The sequence below is a fragment of the Parendozoicomonas sp. Alg238-R29 genome, assembly GCF_947331445.1.
Lineage (GTDB): Bacteria > Pseudomonadota > Gammaproteobacteria > Pseudomonadales > Endozoicomonadaceae > Sansalvadorimonas.
This window is the reverse complement of the sequence record NZ_CAMZOG010000078.1, coordinates 1-21,148: the sequence shown is the minus strand read 5'-3', so window position 1 is coordinate 21,148 and position 21,148 is coordinate 1. Positions and strand designations below refer to the sequence as shown.

Annotated in this window: 15 protein-coding genes; 5 read left to right on the top strand and 10 right to left on the bottom strand. The window is 48.3% G+C overall.

The features are described 5' to 3' along the window. From recB to QMA35_RS16905, 4 genes are all read right to left on the bottom strand, one after another. Positions 1 to 3,366 (bottom strand): exodeoxyribonuclease V subunit beta (gene recB, locus QMA35_RS16920; RefSeq protein ID WP_281648331.1); only part of this gene is annotated, 3,366 nt, incomplete at its 3' end. After that, positions 3,363 to 6,671 (bottom strand): exodeoxyribonuclease V subunit gamma, encoded by a 3,309-nt coding sequence (gene recC / locus QMA35_RS16915; protein ID WP_281648330.1) that lies wholly within the window; start codon positions 6,669 to 6,671, stop codon positions 3,363 to 3,365. The genes recC and recB, both read right to left, overlap by 4 nt. Positions 6,672 to 6,926: 255 nt before the next feature. Then, positions 6,927 to 8,444: an FMN-binding glutamate synthase family protein gene (locus QMA35_RS16910; RefSeq protein WP_281648332.1), complete on the bottom strand. Its 1,518-nt coding sequence runs from the start codon at positions 8,442 to 8,444 to the stop codon at positions 6,927 to 6,929. A gap of 279 nt (positions 8,445 to 8,723) precedes the next feature. Next, positions 8,724 to 9,065, bottom strand: a complete 342-nt coding sequence (locus QMA35_RS16905; RefSeq protein WP_281648329.1) for a hypothetical protein — start codon at positions 9,063 to 9,065, stop codon at positions 8,724 to 8,726. A gap of 75 nt (positions 9,066 to 9,140) precedes the next feature. Between QMA35_RS16905 and QMA35_RS16900 the strand changes: the two genes are divergently transcribed. Further along, a complete protein-coding gene (locus QMA35_RS16900) occupies positions 9,141 to 10,769 on the top strand; it encodes a hypothetical protein (protein ID WP_281648328.1) in 1,629 nt (542 codons plus the stop codon). Positions 10,770 to 10,784: 15 nt separating this feature from the next. Here QMA35_RS16900 and queE read toward each other — a convergent pair whose 3' ends face one another. After that, complete coding sequence (queE, locus tag QMA35_RS16895; protein ID WP_281648327.1) at positions 10,785 to 11,450, bottom strand: 7-carboxy-7-deazaguanine synthase; 666 nt, start codon at positions 11,448 to 11,450, stop codon at positions 10,785 to 10,787. Further along, positions 11,450 to 12,151 (bottom strand): 7-cyano-7-deazaguanine synthase QueC, encoded by a 702-nt coding sequence (gene queC / locus QMA35_RS16890; protein ID WP_281648326.1) that lies wholly within the window; start codon positions 12,149 to 12,151, stop codon positions 11,450 to 11,452. The genes queE and queC overlap by 1 nt, the downstream gene beginning before the upstream one ends. Before the next feature lie 142 nt (positions 12,152 to 12,293). Here queC and QMA35_RS16885 point away from each other — a divergent pair, with 142 nt between their 5' ends. Further along, complete coding sequence (locus tag QMA35_RS16885) at positions 12,294 to 12,977, top strand: TetR/AcrR family transcriptional regulator (protein ID WP_281648325.1); 684 nt, start codon at positions 12,294 to 12,296, stop codon at positions 12,975 to 12,977. A 375-nt stretch (positions 12,978 to 13,352) separates the two neighbouring features. Continuing rightward, positions 13,353 to 15,635 (top strand): ATP-dependent helicase, encoded by a 2,283-nt coding sequence (locus QMA35_RS16880; RefSeq protein ID WP_281648324.1) that lies wholly within the window; start codon positions 13,353 to 13,355, stop codon positions 15,633 to 15,635. A gap of 47 nt (positions 15,636 to 15,682) precedes the next feature. Here QMA35_RS16880 and QMA35_RS16875 read toward each other — a convergent pair whose 3' ends face one another. From QMA35_RS16875 to QMA35_RS16865, 3 genes are read right to left on the bottom strand one after another with little or no spacing between them, the layout of a single operon-like run. Continuing rightward, positions 15,683 to 15,877 (bottom strand): hypothetical protein, encoded by a 195-nt coding sequence (locus tag QMA35_RS16875; RefSeq protein WP_281648323.1) that lies wholly within the window; start codon positions 15,875 to 15,877, stop codon positions 15,683 to 15,685. Between the two features lie 33 nt (positions 15,878 to 15,910). Beyond that, positions 15,911 to 16,708 carry a hypothetical protein gene (locus QMA35_RS16870; protein ID WP_281648322.1) on the bottom strand — a complete coding sequence of 266 codons (798 nt, stop codon included), beginning with the start codon at positions 16,706 to 16,708 and terminating at the stop codon, positions 15,911 to 15,913. Positions 16,709 to 16,748: 40 nt separating this feature from the next. Beyond that, entirely contained in the window at positions 16,749 to 17,729 is a 981-nt protein-coding gene (locus tag QMA35_RS16865; protein ID WP_281648321.1) for a helix-turn-helix domain-containing protein, read from the bottom strand. 143 nt (positions 17,730 to 17,872) lie between these two features. On the opposite strand from QMA35_RS16865, the gene QMA35_RS16860 reads away from it, so the two are divergent. Further along, positions 17,873 to 19,723 carry a beta-ketoacyl synthase gene (locus tag QMA35_RS16860; RefSeq protein WP_281648320.1) on the top strand — a complete coding sequence of 617 codons (1,851 nt, stop codon included), beginning with the start codon at positions 17,873 to 17,875 and terminating at the stop codon, positions 19,721 to 19,723. Between the two features lie 51 nt (positions 19,724 to 19,774). Here QMA35_RS16860 and QMA35_RS16855 read toward each other — a convergent pair whose 3' ends face one another. After that, a complete protein-coding gene (locus QMA35_RS16855) occupies positions 19,775 to 20,059 on the bottom strand; it encodes a hypothetical protein (RefSeq protein ID WP_281648319.1) in 285 nt (94 codons plus the stop codon). Between the two features lie 210 nt (positions 20,060 to 20,269). Here QMA35_RS16855 and thrH point away from each other — a divergent pair, with 210 nt between their 5' ends. After that, positions 20,270 to 20,887 (top strand): bifunctional phosphoserine phosphatase/homoserine phosphotransferase ThrH, encoded by a 618-nt coding sequence (gene thrH, locus QMA35_RS16850; RefSeq protein ID WP_281648318.1) that lies wholly within the window; start codon positions 20,270 to 20,272, stop codon positions 20,885 to 20,887. The last annotated feature ends 261 nt before the right edge of the window (positions 20,888 to 21,148 follow it).

The window sequence follows — 21,148 nt, the reverse complement described above, 5'->3', positions numbered from 1 at the left end:
CATCGCTTCTCGGGTGTAAGCACTGGTGGAATCACCGAGCCAGTTGGATTTCCAGTCCAGTACATACCACTGTCCATTATGCTGGAAGGTTAAATCAATAAAACCTTTCAATAGCCCCTGTACTCTCTGGAAGGTCAAGTTTCCAGCTTTAGCGGCCAGTGGGTCGCTGGATGCTTGTAGCAATTGATTTAACTGGTCAGCCTGAAGTACACCAAGAGAAAGATTAAACTCCAACTCGGCTTTATAGCTGCCGGTTTCCAGTTCATTCAAACGGAAACTCTGGCTGTGGTTATTTATCGAGGCATTAAGAGTGTTGTTGACCATATCCTGCAGCACTGGCAGCCACTCCTCTTCCAGACCATTGATAAGAAGCTGTTCACGAATCATGGCTTCAATGGCGTCTGACTCAGGGTTTTCAAAAGCGACTCGCTCAAAAATTTCATGGAGGAATGTACCGGGCCGGGCTCCCCGGGGGAAATCAAACAAAGATGAAAACGGTGGACGTTCTCCCAAGTTAATATCGCTTTGCTGACCCTGTACTTCCAGATCAAGGCCCGGCTGCTCATGGGTCGCATCAGGGGTATCGGCTATTGGGCTATAACGATGCTCTGCATTGCGTGACAGTGCCGAGTAGCTGGTCATCCACCAATCGTTGGAAATCAAGCCTCTAAATGTTTGTGCTGAAAGTTTTGGTTCAGGCTGCTCTGGCGGCATGTAAGATTCATTACAGGATTCTGCCAGAGGTGAAACAGTGATTGCCGGGCAGTGATCTTCCAGTATTTTGAGTGACTCTGTTAATGCTGCGGGTGTAATAACCTGCCCGTTAAACAACAGGTGTCCGAGAGCAGTTTTGTTGAGGTCTGTTGTTTCTGTATCTTTTCTGGCTCGTAGTTTTATTGGAGCAACACCGAGATAGCAAGCATGAACTGAGCGGGTAAGGGCAACATAAAGAAGACGAAGGTCTTCGGCCAGGCGTTCTTTATCAGCCTTTTCAACAGTTTCAGGTTGAGCGCTGAGATCCGCAATCACCTTTTGCTCATCGTCGTGGTAAATCCCTTGCTCCTGTGGTCGCCATGTACAGGCAAAGGGAAGAAATACTACGCCGTATTCCAAACCTTTGGATTTATGGATGGTCACAACACGTACCAAATGCTGCTCACTTTCCAGATGAAGTTGCTGTTCTTTGGCATTCTGGTTCGGGCTGATGATTTGCTCCTGCAACCAACGCAACAGAGCGTGGGGAGTATCCTTTTCCCGTGCCGCCGCAGCCAGCAGTTCGCCGAGGTGAAGTAAATCTGTCAGGCGTCGTTCACCATTGACTCCGGTCAGCAGGTTTTCTGCGAGGTTTCGTTTAGCGATCAGGGTGCGCAACATGGGCAGAATGCCACGGCGAAGCCATTGTTCGTGATAACCCGTAAATTCGTCTACGGCGGCTTCCCAGTGAAGCTCATTATTATTGAGTTCATCAAGGGTTGTTGCCTGAAGGGCGAGCAATGGTGTCGCCATTGCGGCTCGAAGGTTGCGCTCATTGGCCGGTTCCAGGCAGGCCGCAAGAATACGGGTTAAATCACGGGCCTCGGGAGCATCAAACACCGAACTGCGGTCACTGAGATAAACACTGGCAATGTTTTGTTCAACCAGAGCCTGCCGGATTTTCTCTGCCTGGGTGCCTGTGCGCACCAGAATGGCAATATCACCCGGAACCAGATCTTTCTTCCCCTTGCTACTGCTAGTTTGGCAACGGCCTTCTTTAGCTAAGGTCAGCAAACGATTAATCTCGTTGGCTGTGGACTGGGTCATAGCCTCTTCATAATCACCCTTGCCAACAGCATAGGCCCCATTATCCAGATGCCAGAGTTGCATAGCGGATTGAGGGTGACCATCAACAAACAGTCCCCGGCTGCCAGCATCAGGGGAAGCATCGACGGAAAGAAAGGGAATATCGCTGTCGTAAATAAACGGAGATTCTGCCTGTTCAAACAGATGGTTTGTGGCACTGATCATAGACGTTGACGAACGCCAGTTGCGAGGCAGGGTATAGCGCCGGTTTATCTGTCTGCGAGCCTGGATATAGGTGAAAATATCCGCCCCACGGAAGGCATAAATGGCTTGCTTAGGGTCTCCAATCAGAAACAACCCATGGGAACTCGCTTCAGCATCAATCGGGTAGAGATTGTTGAAGATACGGTACTGAATACTATCGGTATCCTGAAATTCATCAATCAGGGCCACCTTAAATGTCCCCCGTATTTGCTCGGCCAGCTGACTGCCGCCAGTGCTTTCGAGGGCGTCATCAAGCTTGATAAGCAGATCATCAAAAGACATTTTCCGCAGTTCAGTTCGGCGCTGAATCATGTGGCTCTTAACATCTTCCAATGCGTCCCGCAGCATCAGTGTTCGGAAGGCTGATGCCAACTCAATATTATTTTCGACGATGGATTCAATACAGCGGAAAACGTCCAGATCAGGAATATCCTTACCTTTGTTGCAGGCCTTCGCAAGTGCTGACGGGGTGTAATATTGCCAATTCACTTCTTTCTGGAAGTAGGGGGACAAAGACAAACTGCGGGCGAAGTTGTCCATGCCAGCCAGTCGTTTCCAGGGTTTACTGTTCTTTTTCAGAACCTTGCCCAGTTCAAACGCAATCAGATCATGTTGTTCTCGCCACAGTTGTTTTGCCCGGCGGATTTCATCAATCAATGGCTGAAGCGCATCAAGAGATTGGGGAATATGGCGTTCATCAATCTGTAAACCATGGTGGCTTAACCATTGGTGGAGTTCGCTTTCCAGTGCGGCAGGAGTTTTCCAACAACCACGGGCGAGTTCAGCCAGTTCCTTATTGAGGGGGTACATGGTTCTGCGCCAGAAATCGGCAATAGTATCTGCCATCAGTTCTGACTGATCTTCCATCAGCTCACTGGTGAACAGTGTGCCACTCTCAAAAGCATGCTGCTTAAGCATGCGCTGGCAAAAGCCGTGAATAGTAAAAATGGCGGCTTCATCCATCTGCCTTTCCGCAGCGAGCAAACGATCAGCCTGCTGAGGATGATCGCTGAGATCCTTGAGCAGTTCTTTCAGTAACGGATCACCCGCTTTACCAGAAATAAAAGCCTGCCGGGCCTCATGAATCCTGGCACGGACTCTGTCCCTGAGTTCTTCAGTCGCGGCCTCGGTAAATGTTACCACTAGAATTTGATCAACTGTGAGCGGCTCAGAACCTTGGGGGCGCCCATGCCCTAGAAGAAAACGTAGATACAGCGCGGCAATAGTCCAGGTTTTTCCGGTTCCGGCACTCGCTTCAATCAGGCAATGCCCATGAAGGGGAAGAGTGAGCGGATCAAGCGTCTGAGTGTGAGAATCGCTCATGGCTGCTCCCCCTTCTCCAATGGTTTCAAATGAGTAAAGAGTGGCAACAAAAGCGAATGGGCCAAGCTGATCATTTCAGGATAAACCGGCTCTAATTCAGGCCAGCAGCGCTGTATATAGGGATCTGTGCCTTCACCGGCTGCCCCAAAGCCTGTGCCATAAAAAGCATCAGTGGCCTTTTTAAGCGCTTTTTCCAGATCATCTTCAGATTCGGAAATAGCAATATCATCGACAGCTTCATTAATCCAGGCCCAGGCTGTTCTCTGGAAAAAGGGCAGAGGGCGAGTTAACCCTTCACGAAGCAAACGCTCAAGATAGGAAAGATGTGACAATGCGATTTCTGGATCGACTGGCGTGAGTCGGAACTGTGTCTCAGCTGTAATATAAATGCTGTGCCCCGGCAAGCCTGATGCACAATAGCTGAGATGTTGTATCCAGGCACTGAAACGGTGTTTGTCATGGAGTTTTCCGGTACGCCAGAATACCTGACCATGGGGGTAAATCGTATCGAGCCAGCCCGTTAAACGACTGTCGTTCAGAAACTGGTTTACCTCAATACCTCTGGAGATTCCTGTTATCCAGGGAGATACCCGTTCCGCCAGGCTGGCAGCCTCTTCACACAAGTCGTCAATGGCCAGTTCCCCAAAGCTGCCATGGGGAAGTGTGCCTGCTGCACGGGCATGGTGGCGAAACTCCTGCTCACTGGCTCCAGACAAATACTTATGAACCAGCGAGTCTTTTAACTGCCATCCGGTTAAGCCACTGAGGGCAAAGGGCTCGCGGGTTTCTGCTGGATCGTCATTATCGTCGAAAAATACTTTTAACCGTTGCTGGCAGAATGCCTGACTGGGGTTGTTCCAGAAGGCAATAAGCTGAGCCAAGGGCAGATCCAGAGTGTCTTTGTTATCCGGTACTGGCAAAGGTTCCAGTGGTTGCTCATAAAATGGCTGAGCTATATCTCCAGCTCTTTGAGCTGCGGGTAGCCATTCTTTGGCAAAACTGCGGTTCGGATTATCGGCTAAAAAGTTTGAAACGCTAAAAGCCTGCAAACTGTGCTGGTAAGTCAGCGTATCTATAAGAGATTGATCGTCACCGGTAATGAAACTCTCAGCAATCAAGTTTTGCAGTTCGGACACCAGCACAGAAGGGAATTTTTCACTGTTGTCACGAATATTACGGCTGACATAGCTGATATAGAGCGTTTCCTTGGCCGACAACAAAGCTTCGAGAAACAGATAACGATCATCTTCACGGCGGGAACGGTCACCTTTTCGAGGGCTGCGAGCCATCAGGTCAAAGCCCATAGGCGGCAAAGTGCGCGGATAAGCGCTGTCGTTCATTCCCAGCAAACACACCACCCGGAAAGGAATAGAGCGCATAGGCATCAAGGTACAGATATTCACCTGTCCGGCAAGAAAGCGCTGACTGTTTCGTGTATTACCAAGATGCTCCTGCAACCAGTCCACCATTACCGCTCGTGGCAGTGCCTCTTCAAACCGGGAATCGCGGAGTTGCTGACGGAAACTCTCCAGTGCCGAACGGATACTTTGCAATGCCTGCTCATCGTCTTCATCTGGCGTGAAAAAGCGTTCAAGCAGCTGGTTCAGGAAAATAGTCCAACTATCTGCCGTTCGCGATTGTGCAAGCTCAGCCAGCAACCATTCACAGTTTTCAATAAAGTCAGCCAGATGACCGGCAAGCTCGGCTTCCATACCTTGAACAAGGTCGGTGGGCAAAATGTCGTTATACAGCCCCATCCCCTGGGGCATGGCATAACCCAGCAGCATACGGCGCAAGCCAAACAGCCAGGTGTTTTCCTGACGTGAGGGAATATCAAAGTGTGATTGGTGCGACTGATTCAAGCCCCAGCGAATGCCGGCATCTTCAATCCATTGGCTGAGAGTGGTCAGATTGTTAGCATCAAGGCTGTAGCGAGACTGCAAGGCTTTTACTTCCAGTAACTCAATCAGCTCTGGGCCGCTGGCCCGTGTTTGATCCAGAGTCAGCAATTTATGGAAGGCAGCAAGCACGGGATGCTCCTGGCTGGCACTGCGATCCGAAAGTGCAAAAGGAATATAACGTTGATCAGCAGCACTGCCGAACACCGCCTGCAGGAAAGGCGAATAGCTGTCGATATCTGGCACCATGACAATAATGTCCCGAGGTGTCAGCGACGCATCAGCGTTAAATAACTGAAGTAGTTGGTCATGGAGAACTTCCACTTCCCGCAGAGGGCTGTGACAGCCATGGAATGTGAGAGATGTGTCGTTTGCCTTAACAACGGTATTACGACCGGAGCGATCTTCTAGCTCGAGAATATCGTGCTGAATGCAGTGAAGCAGTGAATCCTGCTCAATATCTTCAAAGGAATCGATTTCATTAATGGGATTATCACCACTGGCCAGCTCCTGAAGCTGATAGAGATAATCCCGACCCAGTTTACCCATAGAAGCCAACAGGGGGTTGCCAGTGTCGTCCAATGATTCAGGAGTATCGGGCTTCATGCCTTCACGGAAACGTTCGGTTTTGATCTTTGCCAGATAGCGGGCATCACGGATATCACCCCAGTAATAACGACAGGGGTTGGTTATCATCAAATGAACTTCACACCGTTGCCCCAGTGCATGCAGGGCATCGACATAACCTGGTGGAAGTGCAGAAATTCCAAATACAAACAATCGTTTAGGGAGCTTTCCTGAAGGGTTATCTTGGATTAATGTTTGGGAAAAAGCTGTATGCATATTGGCTCGATGCCAATGAGATTGTCCAAGTTCTTTGGTGCGCTCCACCAAGGCCCGCCATAACACAGGTTGCCATTCCTGACCTTCAGTCAACTCAGATAAATCATTGCCGGCTTCCCATTCTGAAATCCATTCCGGGCGATAAACCAGATACTGGTCGTAAATATCAGCGATTTTTCCAGCTAGCTGGTAACGCCTTACACAGTCAGCGTCGTTTTCGGTATAGCGTTGTAATGTGGTAAAGCGTGGATCGTTGAGCCACTGGGGAAGCAGACCCATTAACTTCCAGGTCAGGCTCTCTTTGGCAAAAGCGGAACGTTCGGGGACATCGTCCAGAACACTGACAAACATATTCCACAAAAATGTAGCCGGGAGAGGAAAATCTATACTGGCGGCGATACCAAAAGCGTCAGCAATTTCCAGTTGCAGCCAGCGCGCCATCCCCGGGCTTTGCACAAGAATTTGCTCTGCTTCAAGAGGGTTGCTGAGAGGATCAAGGCTGATCAGTTTGACCAGCATCTCTTTCAAATCATACAGACTGTTGGAATGATACAGGGTGAGCAACGGATTCTCCGATATCCGGTGGCGGGGAAGTGCTCACCCATTGTCAGCAATAGAGGGGAATGTGACAAGTTCTTCAGGCCGCCATTTTTGAATGGATGAGTCTTCGGCGGACCAGACAGCAGGACTCTGAAATTTTAAGCTGTTACAGGCTGTACTCGGGGGCGTTCAAGAAAGGGGCGAATAATACGATTGTTTTGTAGAAAACGATCCAATTACATTCTTAATGGTTTAACTGGATCGCATTCACTCTCGATTCTATTTTACTGCGCCCACTTCCGGATAGGGATAAAGCTCATCCAAAGAAACGGACAAACCATTCTCCATAACCTGACGGGCATGATAACGTCTGAGCCTGCGAGGCTCTTTCACGCCGCAGGAATGACTGATCAACTCCACATCATGGACAAGATTGTCGTGATAACTTGCAACTCGTTTGGCTTTATCTTTGGGTACCAGCCCGCGCTGAAGTTGTTTGTTATGGGTGGTAATACCGGTTGGGCAGGTGTTTTTGTTGCACTGAAGCGCTTGTATGCAGCCCAGAGCCAACATAAATCCACGGGCAGACACTACAAAATCTGCCCCCATGCACAGAGCCCAGGCAACATCTGTTGGGTTGATCATTTTGCCAGAACAAATTATACGAATCCGGTCTCTAAGGCCATGCTGCATAAACCGGTCATGAACATAAGGCAGGCTTTCTCGTAAAGGCAGGCCAACATCATCCATAAGTGCCATTGGCGCTGCTCCGGTTCCACCATCACAACTATCTATGGTGACGAAGTCAGGTGCTGAATCCATGCCACGTTTATGTATTTCCTTACAGAGGTCATCCAGCCAGTTAGTAGCACCCAGCACAAATTTGATGCCACACGGCTTGCCGGTAACGGTACGTACCCGATCAATCATATTCAGCAGATCGCTGGTGGAGTTAATCTCTGGATGACGGTTAGGGCTGATAGAGTCTTTGCCAACAGGAATCAGGCGAATACGGCTAATTTCTTCCGTGACCTTATTGCCCGGAAGAATACCGCCTTTCCCCGGTTTTGCTCCCTGGCTCAGTTTAATTTCAAACATTCTTACCTGGGGGTGGCTGGCCACTTCTTTCAGGCGCTCATCTGAGAGGTTTCCTTCCTGGTCGCGCACACCATACTTGGCTGTACCAATTTGAAACACAATATCGCAGCCACCTTTGAGATGATGATCAGAAAGACCACCTTCACCAGTGTTGTACCAGCAGTTAGCCACTTTGGCTCCTTTTGATAAAGCCTGAATAGCTGGGCCAGACAGTGCCCCGTAACTCATTCCGGAAATATTAAACAAAGACCCGGGGCGATAGGGGGTACTGCTGTGTGGCCCAATAACAACACTGTCTATATCCAGAGCATCTTCAGCCAGGGTTGGATAGGGGCAGTTCAAAAACAGGATAGAGCCTCGATCCTTTATCGGTTTGGTGGAGCCAAACGCCACAGTGCTATCAACGCCTTTGGCCGCCCGATAAACCCATGATCGCTGGGCACGGTTGAAAGGGAGTTCTTCCCGGTCACTGGCAAAGAAATACTGCCGGAAAAATTCGCCAATATGTTCAAAGAAGTACCGGAACCGGCCAATAACCGGGTAGTTGCGGCGAATGGTTTGCTGGGTCTGGCTTTTATCAACCACATACATAACCAGAATCGCGGCTATGCCAACACCCATCACGAAAATAAACAGAGAGGCCAGTATTTGCAGGGTTGCGGTTATAAATCGGACAAAGTCCTGATTGAGAAATTCCATTCCCATGGGGGGTAAACTCCGGCTGAGTACATTTATCTGGTTTACGTTGCCTGCTGAAATTTGGATGCAGACATTTTAAGCAGTGTAGTCAGCTTCTGCTAACAAGCCTGTTATTCAGACAACCACTGTCACGTTTTCGAGTCAAAGGGTATTAATGATTCCTGGATTGTTATCACCATGGTTCAAAGACGAAGTCTTACAACAGAAATTCTACAGCCAGAAGCATTCTCTGCTGTCCAGGACAGTCGTAACTCTGGGAATAGAAAAACCAGGACAAGGTTAAGTTCTGATAGCCTGTTGAGGCCGCCCCTTGATCTCAGGCAAGCGGAAGTCGCAATACCCGGTGTTACCTATTCCGATAAGATTGCGGCTCTGGGAGGCTCTACTAAAAGTGTGATGGATGACATTTTTTCCAGAGAGTGCTGCATAGTGGAGGGAGAGGCTAAAAAGAAGCAAAAGCTTTCGTCCGGGGAGGCTGCAGCAACAGATACCACCGATGAAGTTGGCGACAGGGAAATGTTTCAAAGAATGAGCCAGTGCATAAGGAAAACATGTCCTCTTCTGTACCAGCGAATAGTTAATGAGGTTCCAAGCAAAGATGTAAAACAGGCCTTGCTTCATGATCTTACTCCTCCTTCCAAGCCTGAACCGGTTATTCTTCCACTTGGTACGACACTGGAAGATGTCTATCGACAGATGGATTCTGTAAAAGATGACTTCGAACGAAGCATGTCAGAAGTAGAAGCAGGTATCGAAACGATAAGAAAAGAGATAGAAGAACAGTTCAGAAGGCTTGATTATAACAACGAACAAAAGCTGAAAAAGGCTGTAAGGCTATTTAATAAAGGGATGCCCGAACGGAAATTGAAACACCAACCCGCTGTCGATTTCAAACCAACACTGGCCATTACTGACGGATCTCAACAAAGTTTTGTTGCGGATTCTACAACTTCTACAACAACTTCTACAACAGGTTCTGGTCGTCACAGTAAAAGCAGTGGGAGCCGCAGTACCAAATTTGTATGGAAACGAAGAAAAGGGGATACCGCTAAGCTTCCCAAACGTCCCAGAATATCAAAAAAAATAAAAAAGAAAGTCGATAAAACCCTGGATCCTGTACTTCCTAAAAGAAAGGCTGCTTGGGAATATGCAGAATGCAGGGTCAAAGAACTGAAAGCCGATGGTGCTGTGTTTGATGAAGCACGCCTTAAGCGAGCCAGAAAAGAAGGTGATGCTGTCACAGTTTGGGAAATGATTAACGCAAAAGGGGGGAGTAGGAGGGGGATTTATGGGGGGGGAGCCTTAGAAGACACCGAAAGATTAAAGGCGATCACTGATGGTGAGAGTTCTACTGATAGAAAATCTTTGAGCCAAGACGGCTCTGGCTGTCGAGCTTTGGTAAGAAGGGGAGTCGGAGGGGCAGATATCCCATGGCGCCCCCCTGAAAAAGTCTTCTTCAGGGAAGCTATCGGTGGTTATTCGCGTGCACATCGAACACTTTTCGAAAGCATACATGATTTTACGACTTTGGATACGGATCTGGTTCTAAATTGCCTGAAACTTAATAAGAACGTAATGGAGGCAACCATGGCTTATCGAGAAGGGATTGTAAGAATATCAGAAAGTATTAAGCGCGCTATACCCCAGAAATATTTATTGAGTACAGAAGACCAGACAACAAAAGATAAAATTGATGATGTATTTGAACAGTATGTCAACGATGAAAGCGTATCGATAAGATCGGACGCTATAACGGCGAATATTCAGAGATTGAGGGAAACAGGCAGTGAAGACATAAAGCGTCTGTCTGCGGATGTTGGAAATAAGTTCGGCAGCAAAACCAAAGATATGTTTGATAGCATGATCAGTTATTTACTGTTTCAGCGGGCTCACTCAGACGAAAATGCAGACAAAACAACAGAGGATGAAGAGTTTGAAAAATTGGGGAAAGAGGCAGCGGAAGCGCTTGGTGTAAACATGGATGCATCCATCGATGCCATTCAAAGAGCCTTTAGAAGAAAGGTCAAAGATATGAACATTGATCAGACCAAAGGGTTGCCAGGGCAGGAAAATGAAGAAGGGCTTGAAAACAATAAACGTCAAAAACAGTATGAAAACTACAGAAGCATCCTGCTGAAATTAAAGGAACAAGAGTTGGAGCCAGTGGCAAACACCACGGACAGCGACAGTGATAGTGATAGTAGTAATATGTTCTCTGACACGTCTGATGAGGCTGATACTTCTAGCGAGGATATATTATGTGATCAGGAGAGCGACAGTGGTGCGCCTGTCGCTATCCATGATCTATACGGGTACACTGACTAAAGCCTGAATACAGGTTCAGGCAATATTTACAATTTTGTGGGTTTGCAGATTTAGTCGCCAGCGTGGGTAGTTAAGGCAATAATCAATCACTTCCCGGGTCAGTTTGTCTCTGTAAAGAGAATCTGCACTGTCCCTGTGAGGATCAGCCATTGGGCTCAGGTAGTAATGACTGGCCTTAATATGCGCAAACTTCTCTGGCATGGCCTCAGGCTGAGGGTAAACCAGTTTCAGTTCATCACACTCTTTCACAACAACTTCTGCTGTTCCTTTCGGACTGACAACACTCCAGTCAATACCTTCTGGAATAGGCTTTGTTCCATTGGTCTCAATAGCAATTTCAAACCCGCAGTTATGCAAAGCTTTGATGGCCGCATCGTCCAGTTGTAACAACGGTTCACCACCAGTGCAGACGACAAGAGGGCGACAGGCAGAATCTTCACGGTTGTTCGGCCATTTTTCCCAAACTGCGGCGGCTAGATCTTCGCCGGTTTTAAATTTGCCGCCGCCTTCACCATCAGTGCCACGAAAATCAGTGTCGCAAAAAGTACAAATAGATGATGCCCGATCTTTTTCCAGTCCGCTCCAGAGATTACAGCCACTGAAACGGCAAAACACCGCAGGGCGGCCAACATTAGCGCCTTCTCCCTGCAGGGTGTAAAAAATTTCTTTTACGCTGTACATCAGGCGGGTTCCGCTTCTTCGTACTCAAGGGGGTCTACAGATTTGTTGTGCTCAAAGGCTTCAAGCCTCTCTGCACAGGAACCACATTTTCCGCAGGCTTTGTCCCGGCCGTTATAGCAAGTCCAGGTTTTGCCGTAATCCAGCCCCATAGCTAGCCCGTCTGTCAAAATTTCAATTTTACTGGAATACAGATAAGGCGCTTCAATAGTGACCGGCTGCCAGTCGCAGATTTTTGTAACTTCATTCACTGCATCAACAAACTCGGGGCGACAGTCAGGGTAAATAGTATGATCGCCAGAGTGGGCGCCATAAAAAACCTTTCCGGCTCCAAGTGAAAGAGCGTAACCAGTGGCCAGAGACAGAAGAATCATATTCCGGTTTGGCACAACCGTTGCCTTCATATTGTCTTCTTCGTAGTGCCCCTCTGGCACAGCAATATCGTCAGACGTCAACGCAGAGCCACCGACTAACTCGTTGATGGCAGTGATATCAACCACTTTATGGGGAATATTCAGCTCTTCACAGACCCTGGCAGCATACTCCAGTTCTTTACTATGGCGCTGACCATAGTTAAACGAGAGGGCATACAACTCATATCCTTGCAGACGTGCTTTATGTAACACGGTAAACGAGTCCATACCGCCCGAATAGATAACAACGGCTTTCTCAGGGGTTTCTGATGGTTTGGACTTTGTAGTCATAGGGCTGGCACGTCTGATTGAGAGGTTCTTATTTAAACAAGCGGATACTATAAGAGCCTTTCAGGAAAAGCCATTATGATGCTGGAAAAGCGGTCATGCTCCCTTTAGTATGAAATGTCTGTAATGAAAGTACCGCATAATAATGACAAAAGTAACTGCGCCCCAAACTGGGCAGATTCGGGTCAATAACCAGAGAAAAATTCTACAATCTGCTGAATTTGAATTTGCCCGTAACGGTTACAAAGGATCATCTCTTCAGGCCATCGCTGAGCGTTCAGGCCTGCCAAAAGCCAATATCCTGTATTACTATCCCAGCAAGCTCGCACTTTACGAAGCTGTGCTCGACAATATTGTGATGGGTTGGAATGTCAGTTTTGATCATGTCAGTGTCGATGATGACCCTGCCGAATCACTGGTTGGATATATTCGGGATAAAATAAGGTTTTCCAATCGAAACCCGGATGCGGCCCGAGTGTTTACCGGTGAAATACTTCATGGCGCCAATATACTCAACGACCGGTTTAAAGGGGAGGCACGCCAGTGGTTGGAAAAGCGAGTCACTGTTATCCAGGGCTGGATTGATCAGGGGCGCATGAACCCCATTGACCCCCGACACCTGCTGTTTATGATCTGGAGTATGACTCAGCATTATGTGGATTATGAGGCTCAGGTTCTTTATATGCTCAACCGTAGCGCCTTATCTCAAAAAGAACTGGATAAAGCCACGGAAACCATAGTGAAACTGGTTCTTGGTGGTTGTGGCCTGGAGGTTCCTGAATCAAAACGTTCCACCACTCAACCTGAGCCAGTGGCCGAACCCGGCTAATGAGTTGATGTGGCTGGCGCTTTCTTGTTGTTCTTTTGATCTGCCGATGGCTTCGCTTTTGCAAGTGAGCATACAGGGCTGGGTGGACATGTTTTCTCTGCGCTTGTTCCTTTAAGAATCACGTCTGCCGCAACGATTCCTGAGTCATTATCTGGCTCGGCACTGACGTTTATTGAAAAAATTATCGGTGCGAAAACAGAGACAACGTCAAATATACGGCGCATTGTCAGAACGTTTCACCAATAAAGAGATGGGAAACATCGACCTGTTAAAAGACACAGGCAAAGTAAAGAGAGAAAACTGCGTGCTGGAAACCGAGGGCCTGTGTCGTTAGTCTACCGGTCTTCTTACTCGTACTGTCTTGTGGTTTGTCTTTTGAACGCTTCTGAAAAAAACTGGACTGATGAACAACTGTCCGTCATCGAACACTGTGGAAGTCACGCCATTGTGACCGCAGTCGCAGGCAGCGGAAAAACCAGTACGCTGGTAGCCCATGTTCTCAGACAGCTGGAGCGAGGGCAGGACCCGACCCGCATGCTGGTTCTTATGTTTAATCGCAGTGCCCGTGAAGATTTCCAACGCAAGCTTACACGTTCCTCCCACTCTAACCTGACCATGCCCGATATCCGCACTTATCACTCAATGGGTTTACGGTTGTATCAATTTTTTGCCAAAGAGGGTTTGCTGCCTCGCTGGACAGGCGACCCTCTATCTGGCCCTCGGATGGATTTTGAGTGTTGGAAAATATTACAGCGGGTCGCGCCCGGTGGTATGCAGGATTCGCTCAAAGCCAATAAAAGCAGCTGGGTCAGTGAGTTAACCGGGTTTATTGATCTGGTTAAGAGCACAACCCGCACACCAGAGCTGGTGTTTGAAGAATATGAATACGACAACCGAAAAAAGCTTTTGCTGGAAGGTTATCACGCCTTTGAATCCTGGCGACTGGAACAGTGCCTGATCACTTATGCGGATATGCTTTATCAGCCAGTCATGCTGATGCTGCGCCAACCAGAACTGGTTCAGCGTGTAACCAATAAAATGGACCTGATGCTGGTGGATGAGTATCAGGATACCAATGAAGTACAACATACTTTGCTGAAGATAATTGCCGGGCGTCGTGCACAGGTGATGGTGGTGGGTGATCCTGACCAGACTATTTATGAATTCCGGGGAGCACGGCCAGAGTACATTCTGAAAACCTTTGCCGAAGATTTTACCGAGCCGGTTCACTATTCATTGAGCTATACCTTCCGCTATGGCCACAGATTAGCTTTAGTTGCCGACCACTTGATTACTCGGAATCAAGGCAGGGGAGACACACTTTGTATTGCCCACGCTTCTACACCTCCAACGCAGGTTGAACGGGTTGAGAAAAATGATCATGCCCGCTGGTTGGCTGAGCACCTGACCACGCTTGTGGCAAATGGGCGACCACTTACAGATATTACTGTTTTGGTACGACTATGGAGTCAGGCGGTTACTCTGGAACTGACTCTGCTGGAAACGGGTATTCCTTTTATCAGCGAAGCTGAGAAGGGTGCCTTTGACCGACAGGAAATTCAGTTTCTACTCTACCTGCTGGAGTTGGCGGCCGGGCGTTATCAGGCTATGCCTGCAGAAGCCCGTTATCAGCGTTTCTGGCAGTTGTTACGTTTCCCTCATGTGGGTATTCGCGATGCCTGGTTGAAAACATTCTGCCGATCATTCTCTGAACAGGAACAGAATTACGGTCGCTGGGTGATGAAACAGGCTGAAGGTTATCTGCCGGATATCAGTGATTTTCAAAAAAATCGCCTGCTGGAACGCGGTCGGATGTTGCTGCGTGTAGAGCAAGGACAATTATCAGCGGCAAAAATTCTGGGTCGTTATATTATGGGCGTGGAGCTAAAACCCTGGATTCTGGAATCAGCACTTGATCGTGATCGAGCCGAAGAACAACTGTTGGCCATGGACAGTTTTATTCGTTATCTGGCCTCAACACAGCATGATGCTAAAGTCGCTTGTGGGTTTTTTGATGACCTCCGAGAGAAGCGGCAGCAAAACGCTAATAAAAAGAAACGCACCCGGGAAAATGCCCTGCTGTTAACCAGCATGCATAAAGCCAAAGGTTTGGAATGGCCAGTTGTTATTCTCCCTGGGCTGATTGACCGGCAGCTGCCATGCAGTGTTGGTGATGAACCTTTGGGGGAAAGTGGCATTGAAGCAGAGCGCAGGCTGTTTTATGTGGCTATGACTCGCGCTAAAGAAGAGCTTTATCTAGTGACTACTCCTAATCCTGATAGTCGGCCAACACAAGCTGTCGATAAAATACCCAGCCGCTTTATTGGAGAACTGCGGGATAAACTTTCTTGCCAGGTAGGTGAATTTTTTCATCAGAATCCCAAGAATAATTCTGACATGCCTTTGGATTTTCCGAAGTCAGATGTCGTCGAAAGTTATGCTGCTTCAGTGAGTCCTGGGTTGAAATTTATCTGGAGCGATAAGGCAAAAGCTATTCACACCGAATTATCCCTGCCCTGGCAAAAAACAGAAGTCAATCACTCGATATTTGGGTCGGGCAAGGTTCTGTCCGAAACCGGCACCGATTTTAAAGTTCACTTCGATGACGGTAGTGAGTATGACTTCAGCAAAAAGAGTGCACATTTATACTTTGTTTAGGGGGCATGATTTTGCAGGAAGGCGTTTCCATATCTGGGAGCGCCCAATCAGAGAAAACCAATATAGTCACGAACCTCAAGCTTTTCTCCCTGATTAAGCCGTTTCATACCGGCAGAATATACCTTGCCGTTATCGTCGATAGTTACCGATATTCCAGCAGGTGTCTGGCCGCTTCCAGCAACCTTGTTTTCTGCCCAACTTTTCTGGGTGCAAAACTTGCGTTCTGGGTGTAAAACTTGCAAATGTGAGTAAGAGCTGTGTGTGGTTCTGTATACTCATAGCTCTGAAGCTTCGAGAGATTTGAACTGCCTGTTCAGTGAATGAAGCTTTAACTTGAGTTGGTGGTAGGTGTATCCCCGCTGGAAACGTGTGTACACAAGATTGTAGGCAGCCAGCATAGCTGAGCCGAGAAAAATATTTATAGGCATGCCTAACTGTGGACTCAACCCTGCTGGTACATGATCAGGAAGTGCACCGTTTTTCAGGTAGGTATACAAAAGCGAGAGTGTGACAGGAGCAAGCATAAACGCTTCTTCAGCCATAAAGACGCGTCCAAATTCATGACTTTGGATGATAGGCAGACTTCCGGAGCGGGCAATTAATGCGTTAACGCCCCCGGATATGGCGGCTGGCAATATATAGGTGACTATCCCGCTGACAACCGCTCGTATATAGGCAGAATTTGCCCTTCTCAAGGGAATAATTCTGGGCCAGTCATTAGTACGTGGGTAAAAATGAGCAAGGAACAGGTTGTTCGCCACCCCGACGGCTATTACCCCAAGAGCGGTATAAGCTCCCAAAGCCAATGTCTGGCTGATTTCTCCCTGACTTTCGAGCTCAGCCAGTTCGTCGGAAATGTCTTCAACTTCTCTGAAAATGGACTCTTTGGTAACAGGGGTATAATCAACCTTGTATTTATCAACCAGCTTTATTTCAGGCAGATTTTCGATTAAACGCAGTTCGGATGTTGGATTTGCGTCCTCACCATAGGCCGATGAAGCGATTCCTCCACAAGGAACAAAGACTAAGGCTGTTATCCCGAACCCAACCGCCCGAAAAGCTGTTTTAACCATAGAACCCCCAGAACCCAGAACTAAAGGAGCGGCAGTATAGTCAGGGACTGAATAGCTTGCCTCGCACACTGATTCGATACTGCCCCGGGGTTGTTTCCATATGTTTCCGGAACACCCGGTTAAAATAACCGGGATCGGTAAAACCGCATCGTAAGGCAATATCACCAATCTCAAGATTCGTACTGTTGAGGAGATCCCGGGCGCTTTCTACCCGTAATCGTGTTAGCCATTCAGTCGGTGTCATTCCCGTAGCCTCCCGAAACCGGCGGTTCAACGTTCGTTGACTCATAGAAAACAGATCAGCCACTTCAATCATTGAAATCTGGCGCTGTTGATGCTCATGGAGCCATTGTTGTACCAGAACAACGGCTTCATCGGGATGAGGGGCACTGGATTCAAATGAATAGAAAAGATCGCTGTAGCGTCTGCGTATCTCAGGAGAAAACTGTTGCTCCACACGGGCGGAAATGCCTTGCCCAAAAAGAGATTCAATAAGGTGAATGGTCAGGTCGGCAATAGAGTTCACGCTTCCCGCACAATAAACCCTCCCGGCCTGGGTAATCAGATGATTACGTTTCAACAGTGTTTCCGGAAACATTTTGTTGAGAAGCTCCAGGTAGAACCAATGGGTAGTGGCTGGTTTACCATCAAGCAACCCCGTTCCTGCCAGAAGAAAAACACCGGTACCGGTCGCGCAAAGCCTTGCTCCACCGGCATGTTGTGCCTTAATCCATGTGGAGATTGTCGGCCATTGATTGGGAAGAGGAGCAGGGTTCCGCCAGAACGAAGGGATGAAAATAATATCAGCTTGAGGTAGGTCGCGGTATTCGCAGTCAGGGAGAAGTTTCAGCCCTCCAGTGGTTGTGACCGGCTCAAGGCTCTCCCCAACAATATATAGCCTCGGTACTTTCTCTTTCTGGCGGGTGGCTCTGTGCATATGCCGGGCGGCATTCAGCATTTCCAAAGGCAGAGTGAGGCTGGTGGCAATCATGCCATTTAAGGCCAATAGGTAAACCGACATAACCGGGTATCCACAAAAAGTTACAAAAATCAGCAATTGACTATTTAGTCTAATTATATGGCTAAAATATTCACTCATACACAATGACGAAGGCATACACTTCTTGTCATATTTCTGAAACTTATAACTGGTCGAGGTTTTGCATGTCCCGACACCCGCTACGTTTGCCTCTGATTGTTGCCCAAGGTGGTATTGGTCCCGCAGGCCGAACTTCTGGCTTTCACGCTTATCGCCGTATGGTTATAGAGATTCTGGAGAGTGGGGAGGCGATGGCCACCCTGAACAGTTTGTCCCGGCTGACGGGGATTGCTGTTGAAGATCGCGCAGCACTTCTCAATGCCACATTAATTCGTAAACTGGACGGCACACTGTTTGATGCGGATGCGGTAACTCGTCACAAAGCCATGACCACCAAAGGCCGCAGTGAAATGCTGTTGTCCCGCAAGCAGCTCCCGACACCTGTACCAACCAGCTGGCAGGTGACAGCTACCGAAGACAAAGCTCTTGTCAAAGTAGTCATTCCAGAAGGTCAGCCTTTGCTGGTTCCGGAATCTTTCAGCCTGCCTGTCCATGCTGCAGGGCAGCTTCCCACGGGTTTGCACCCTGAAAAACTCTATGCCTCCCGCAACCATCCTCGCGGATTGGCCATGACCATCTACGGCGCGTCCGATGCCCTCAGCTCAATGGGCGTTGACTGGAACGTGCTGGACAAGCTTGTATCTCCAGAACAAGTGTCTGTATATGCCGGCAGCAGCATGAGTCAGCTGGATCAGAATGGTAACGGTGGCTTGATGCAGGCTCGCTTGAAAGGTAAGCGGGTCACCTCCAAACAGCTGCCTCTAGGCTTTGCGGAAATGCCAGCGGACTTTATTAATGCTTATGTGCTGGGCAGCCTGGGTACAACCGGAACCAGTATGGGCGCCTGTGCTACTTTCCTGTATAACCTGCGTCATGCCGTCGAAGATATTCAAAGTGGCCGTACACGTGTGGCTCTGGTGGGTAACAGTGAAGCGCCTATTACTTCAGAAGTAATTGAAGGTTACGCCACCATGGGGGCGCTGGCTTCTGATAAGGCTTTGCGGGCTTTGGAAGGTTTGGCGGACAGTCAGGAACCGGATTATCGCCGGGCCTGCCGCCCATTTGGTGAAAACTGTGGCTTTACGCTGGCAGAATCCGCTCAGTTCTTTGTGCTCATGGATGATGAACTGGCATTAGAGGTAGGCGCTGAAATTCTTGGCTCTGTCGCTGGCGTATTCATTAATGCAGATGGACCAAAGAAATCCATATCCAGTCCAGGTGCCGGCAATTACCTGACTGTTGCCCGAGCCGCAGCACTTGGCCGCAATATTCTTGGTGATGAAGCTCTGCAACAACGTTCCTTTGTTCAGGCTCACGGTACAGGTACTGCCCAGAACCGGGTCACTGAGTCCGTCATTTTGAATGATGTAGCAGAAGCTTTTGGTATTGATAACTGGGCCGTATCGGCTGTGAAAAGTTACGTCGGCCACTCTCTGGCAGCAGCTGCGGCAGACCAGATGGCTTCTACTCTGGGAGCCTGGAAGTACGGAGTCGTTCCCGGTATTAAGAGTATTGGCGGTGTACTGGCTGATGATGTTCATAACCAGAACCTGAACCTGCTCACTGAGCATCTGGAGGCTGGCGTTGGATCTATGGATCTAACGCTGCTGAATGCCAAAGGTTTTGGTGGCAACAATGCTACGGCAACGGTTATTGCCCCCCATAAAACCCGTGAAATGTTGAGCCGCCGACATGGCAAGGATGCTCTGGCAGCGTGGGAACGCAGAAATGAAAGTGTTTCCGCCCAGCAGGAAGAAGCAGAAGCCGTTAAGCAAGCCGGTAATGATGAGCCCGTTTATAACTTTGGCGAAGGTGTCATTGCTCCGGAAGAGATCAGTATAAGCAAAGAGAAAGTTATTCTGAATGGGAAGGAAGTCGTTCTTCCTGCAGATAATCCGTTTGAGAGTTATTGCTAGGGTTTGTTGATGATGCCGGGCTCATTTGGTCCGGCATCATCTTATGCTGTATTAAGCGTCCAAAACCTCTTTTACCAGTTTGAAGTAAATTGTAAAAACTTCCGGTTGCTGGTCTTCCCGTTCCACCACAAAAAAGGGTGCCTTATCTACCCCGAGCAGGGAAGAGAGCTGCATCCCTTCACTGTTCGGGTCGTCTTCCCGGGCTTCAATAATCCGATCAATGCTTTTGATGTGACCTGAGCTTTCCAGCTTCCCCATAACCTGCCCGCATTTGGCGCAGGGGCTGCCATCCGCCATTATTTTTTTGACCATAGTGATTTTAGCGGGAGATGTCATAACAAAAGCCTGCCCTGTTTTTATAAGTTTGATGGAACTTGATGGAACAACCTTGATGGAACAACATTGTACCCGTGTACTGGTTGCTCAGGGTAATAACAAAGAAGCATAAAAATATAATTGCTCCAATTGCATAAGCCTGTCTGCAGATATAGAGTGGCGCCGTATAAATACCTATAAAAATAAAGCCAAAAGCAGCGGAGAGCGATAGTGGAAATTGCATGTCTTGATCTGGAGGGTGTTCTGATTCCAGAAATCTGGATTCGTTTTGCCGAGCAGACCGGAATTGAAGAACTGAAAGCCACCACCAGGGATATTCCTGATTACGACGAGCTGATGAAAATGCGGTTGTCGATTCTCGACCAGCATGGTTTGGGCATCCGTGAAATTCAGTCTGTTATAGCAGAAATGTCCCCCATGTCTGGGGCCAGAACATTCATAGACTGGTTGAGAGAGAACTTTCAGGTGGTGATCCTCTCCGACACTTTCTATGAGTTTGCACAGCCATTCATGCGCCAATTGGGTTTCCCGACACTTCTCTGCCATACATTGGAAATAGGTGAGGGCGGACGCGTAAAAGATTATAAGATTCGTCAGCCAGATCCTAAGCGCTGCTCAGTAAAAGCTTTTCATAGTTTGAACTATCGGGTGATTGCAGCGGGAGATTCTTATAATGACACCTCCATGTTGTCAGAAGCCGAGGCCGGTATTTTGTTTAAAGCGCCGGAGAATGTGATTGAGGAGTTTCCCCAGTTCCCGGCAGTGCATACCTACGAAAATTTGAAACTGGAGTTTTGTAAGGCGAGTGTTCGGGATTTGCAGCCATAGTTGGATGATTGAAATATGGGGTTGGCGTGTCGGACATCGCTTTGCTCAGTCCGACCTGCATTCACCTTTGCCCATATCGTAGGTCGGGATGAGCGAAGCGAATTCCGACATATGGTTATATTTGTCCATTTCATCTCGGTAATAACGCCCCCAACTCGAATAAGTGTCGGACATCGCTTTGCTCAGTCCGACCTACATTCACCTTTGCCCCGTATCGTAGGTCGGGATGAGCGAAGCGAATTCCGACATATGGTTATATTT

Coding starts and splice junctions, on each gene's coding strand:
- QMA35_RS16910 (WP_281648332.1), bottom strand. CDS start 8,444: ATGGAATTTCTCAATCAGGACTTTGTCCGATTTATAACCGCAACCCTG.
- QMA35_RS16905 (WP_281648329.1), bottom strand. CDS start 9,065: ATGAAGCAAGGCCTGTTTTACATCTTTGCTTGGAACCTCATTAACTAT.
- QMA35_RS16900 (WP_281648328.1), top strand. CDS start 9,141: ATGGATTCTGTAAAAGATGACTTCGAACGAAGCATGTCAGAAGTAGAA.
- queE (WP_281648327.1), bottom strand. CDS start 11,450: ATGTACAGCGTAAAAGAAATTTTTTACACCCTGCAGGGAGAAGGCGCT.
- queC (WP_281648326.1), bottom strand. CDS start 12,151: ATGACTACAAAGTCCAAACCATCAGAAACCCCTGAGAAAGCCGTTGTT.
- QMA35_RS16885 (WP_281648325.1), top strand. CDS start 12,294: ATGACAAAAGTAACTGCGCCCCAAACTGGGCAGATTCGGGTCAATAAC.
- QMA35_RS16870 (WP_281648322.1), bottom strand. CDS start 16,708: ATGGTTAAAACAGCTTTTCGGGCGGTTGGGTTCGGGATAACAGCCTTA.
- QMA35_RS16865 (WP_281648321.1), bottom strand. CDS start 17,729: ATGTCGGTTTACCTATTGGCCTTAAATGGCATGATTGCCACCAGCCTC.
- QMA35_RS16860 (WP_281648320.1), top strand. CDS start 17,873: ATGTCCCGACACCCGCTACGTTTGCCTCTGATTGTTGCCCAAGGTGGT.
- QMA35_RS16855 (WP_281648319.1), bottom strand. CDS start 20,059: ATGACATCTCCCGCTAAAATCACTATGGTCAAAAAAATAATGGCGGAT.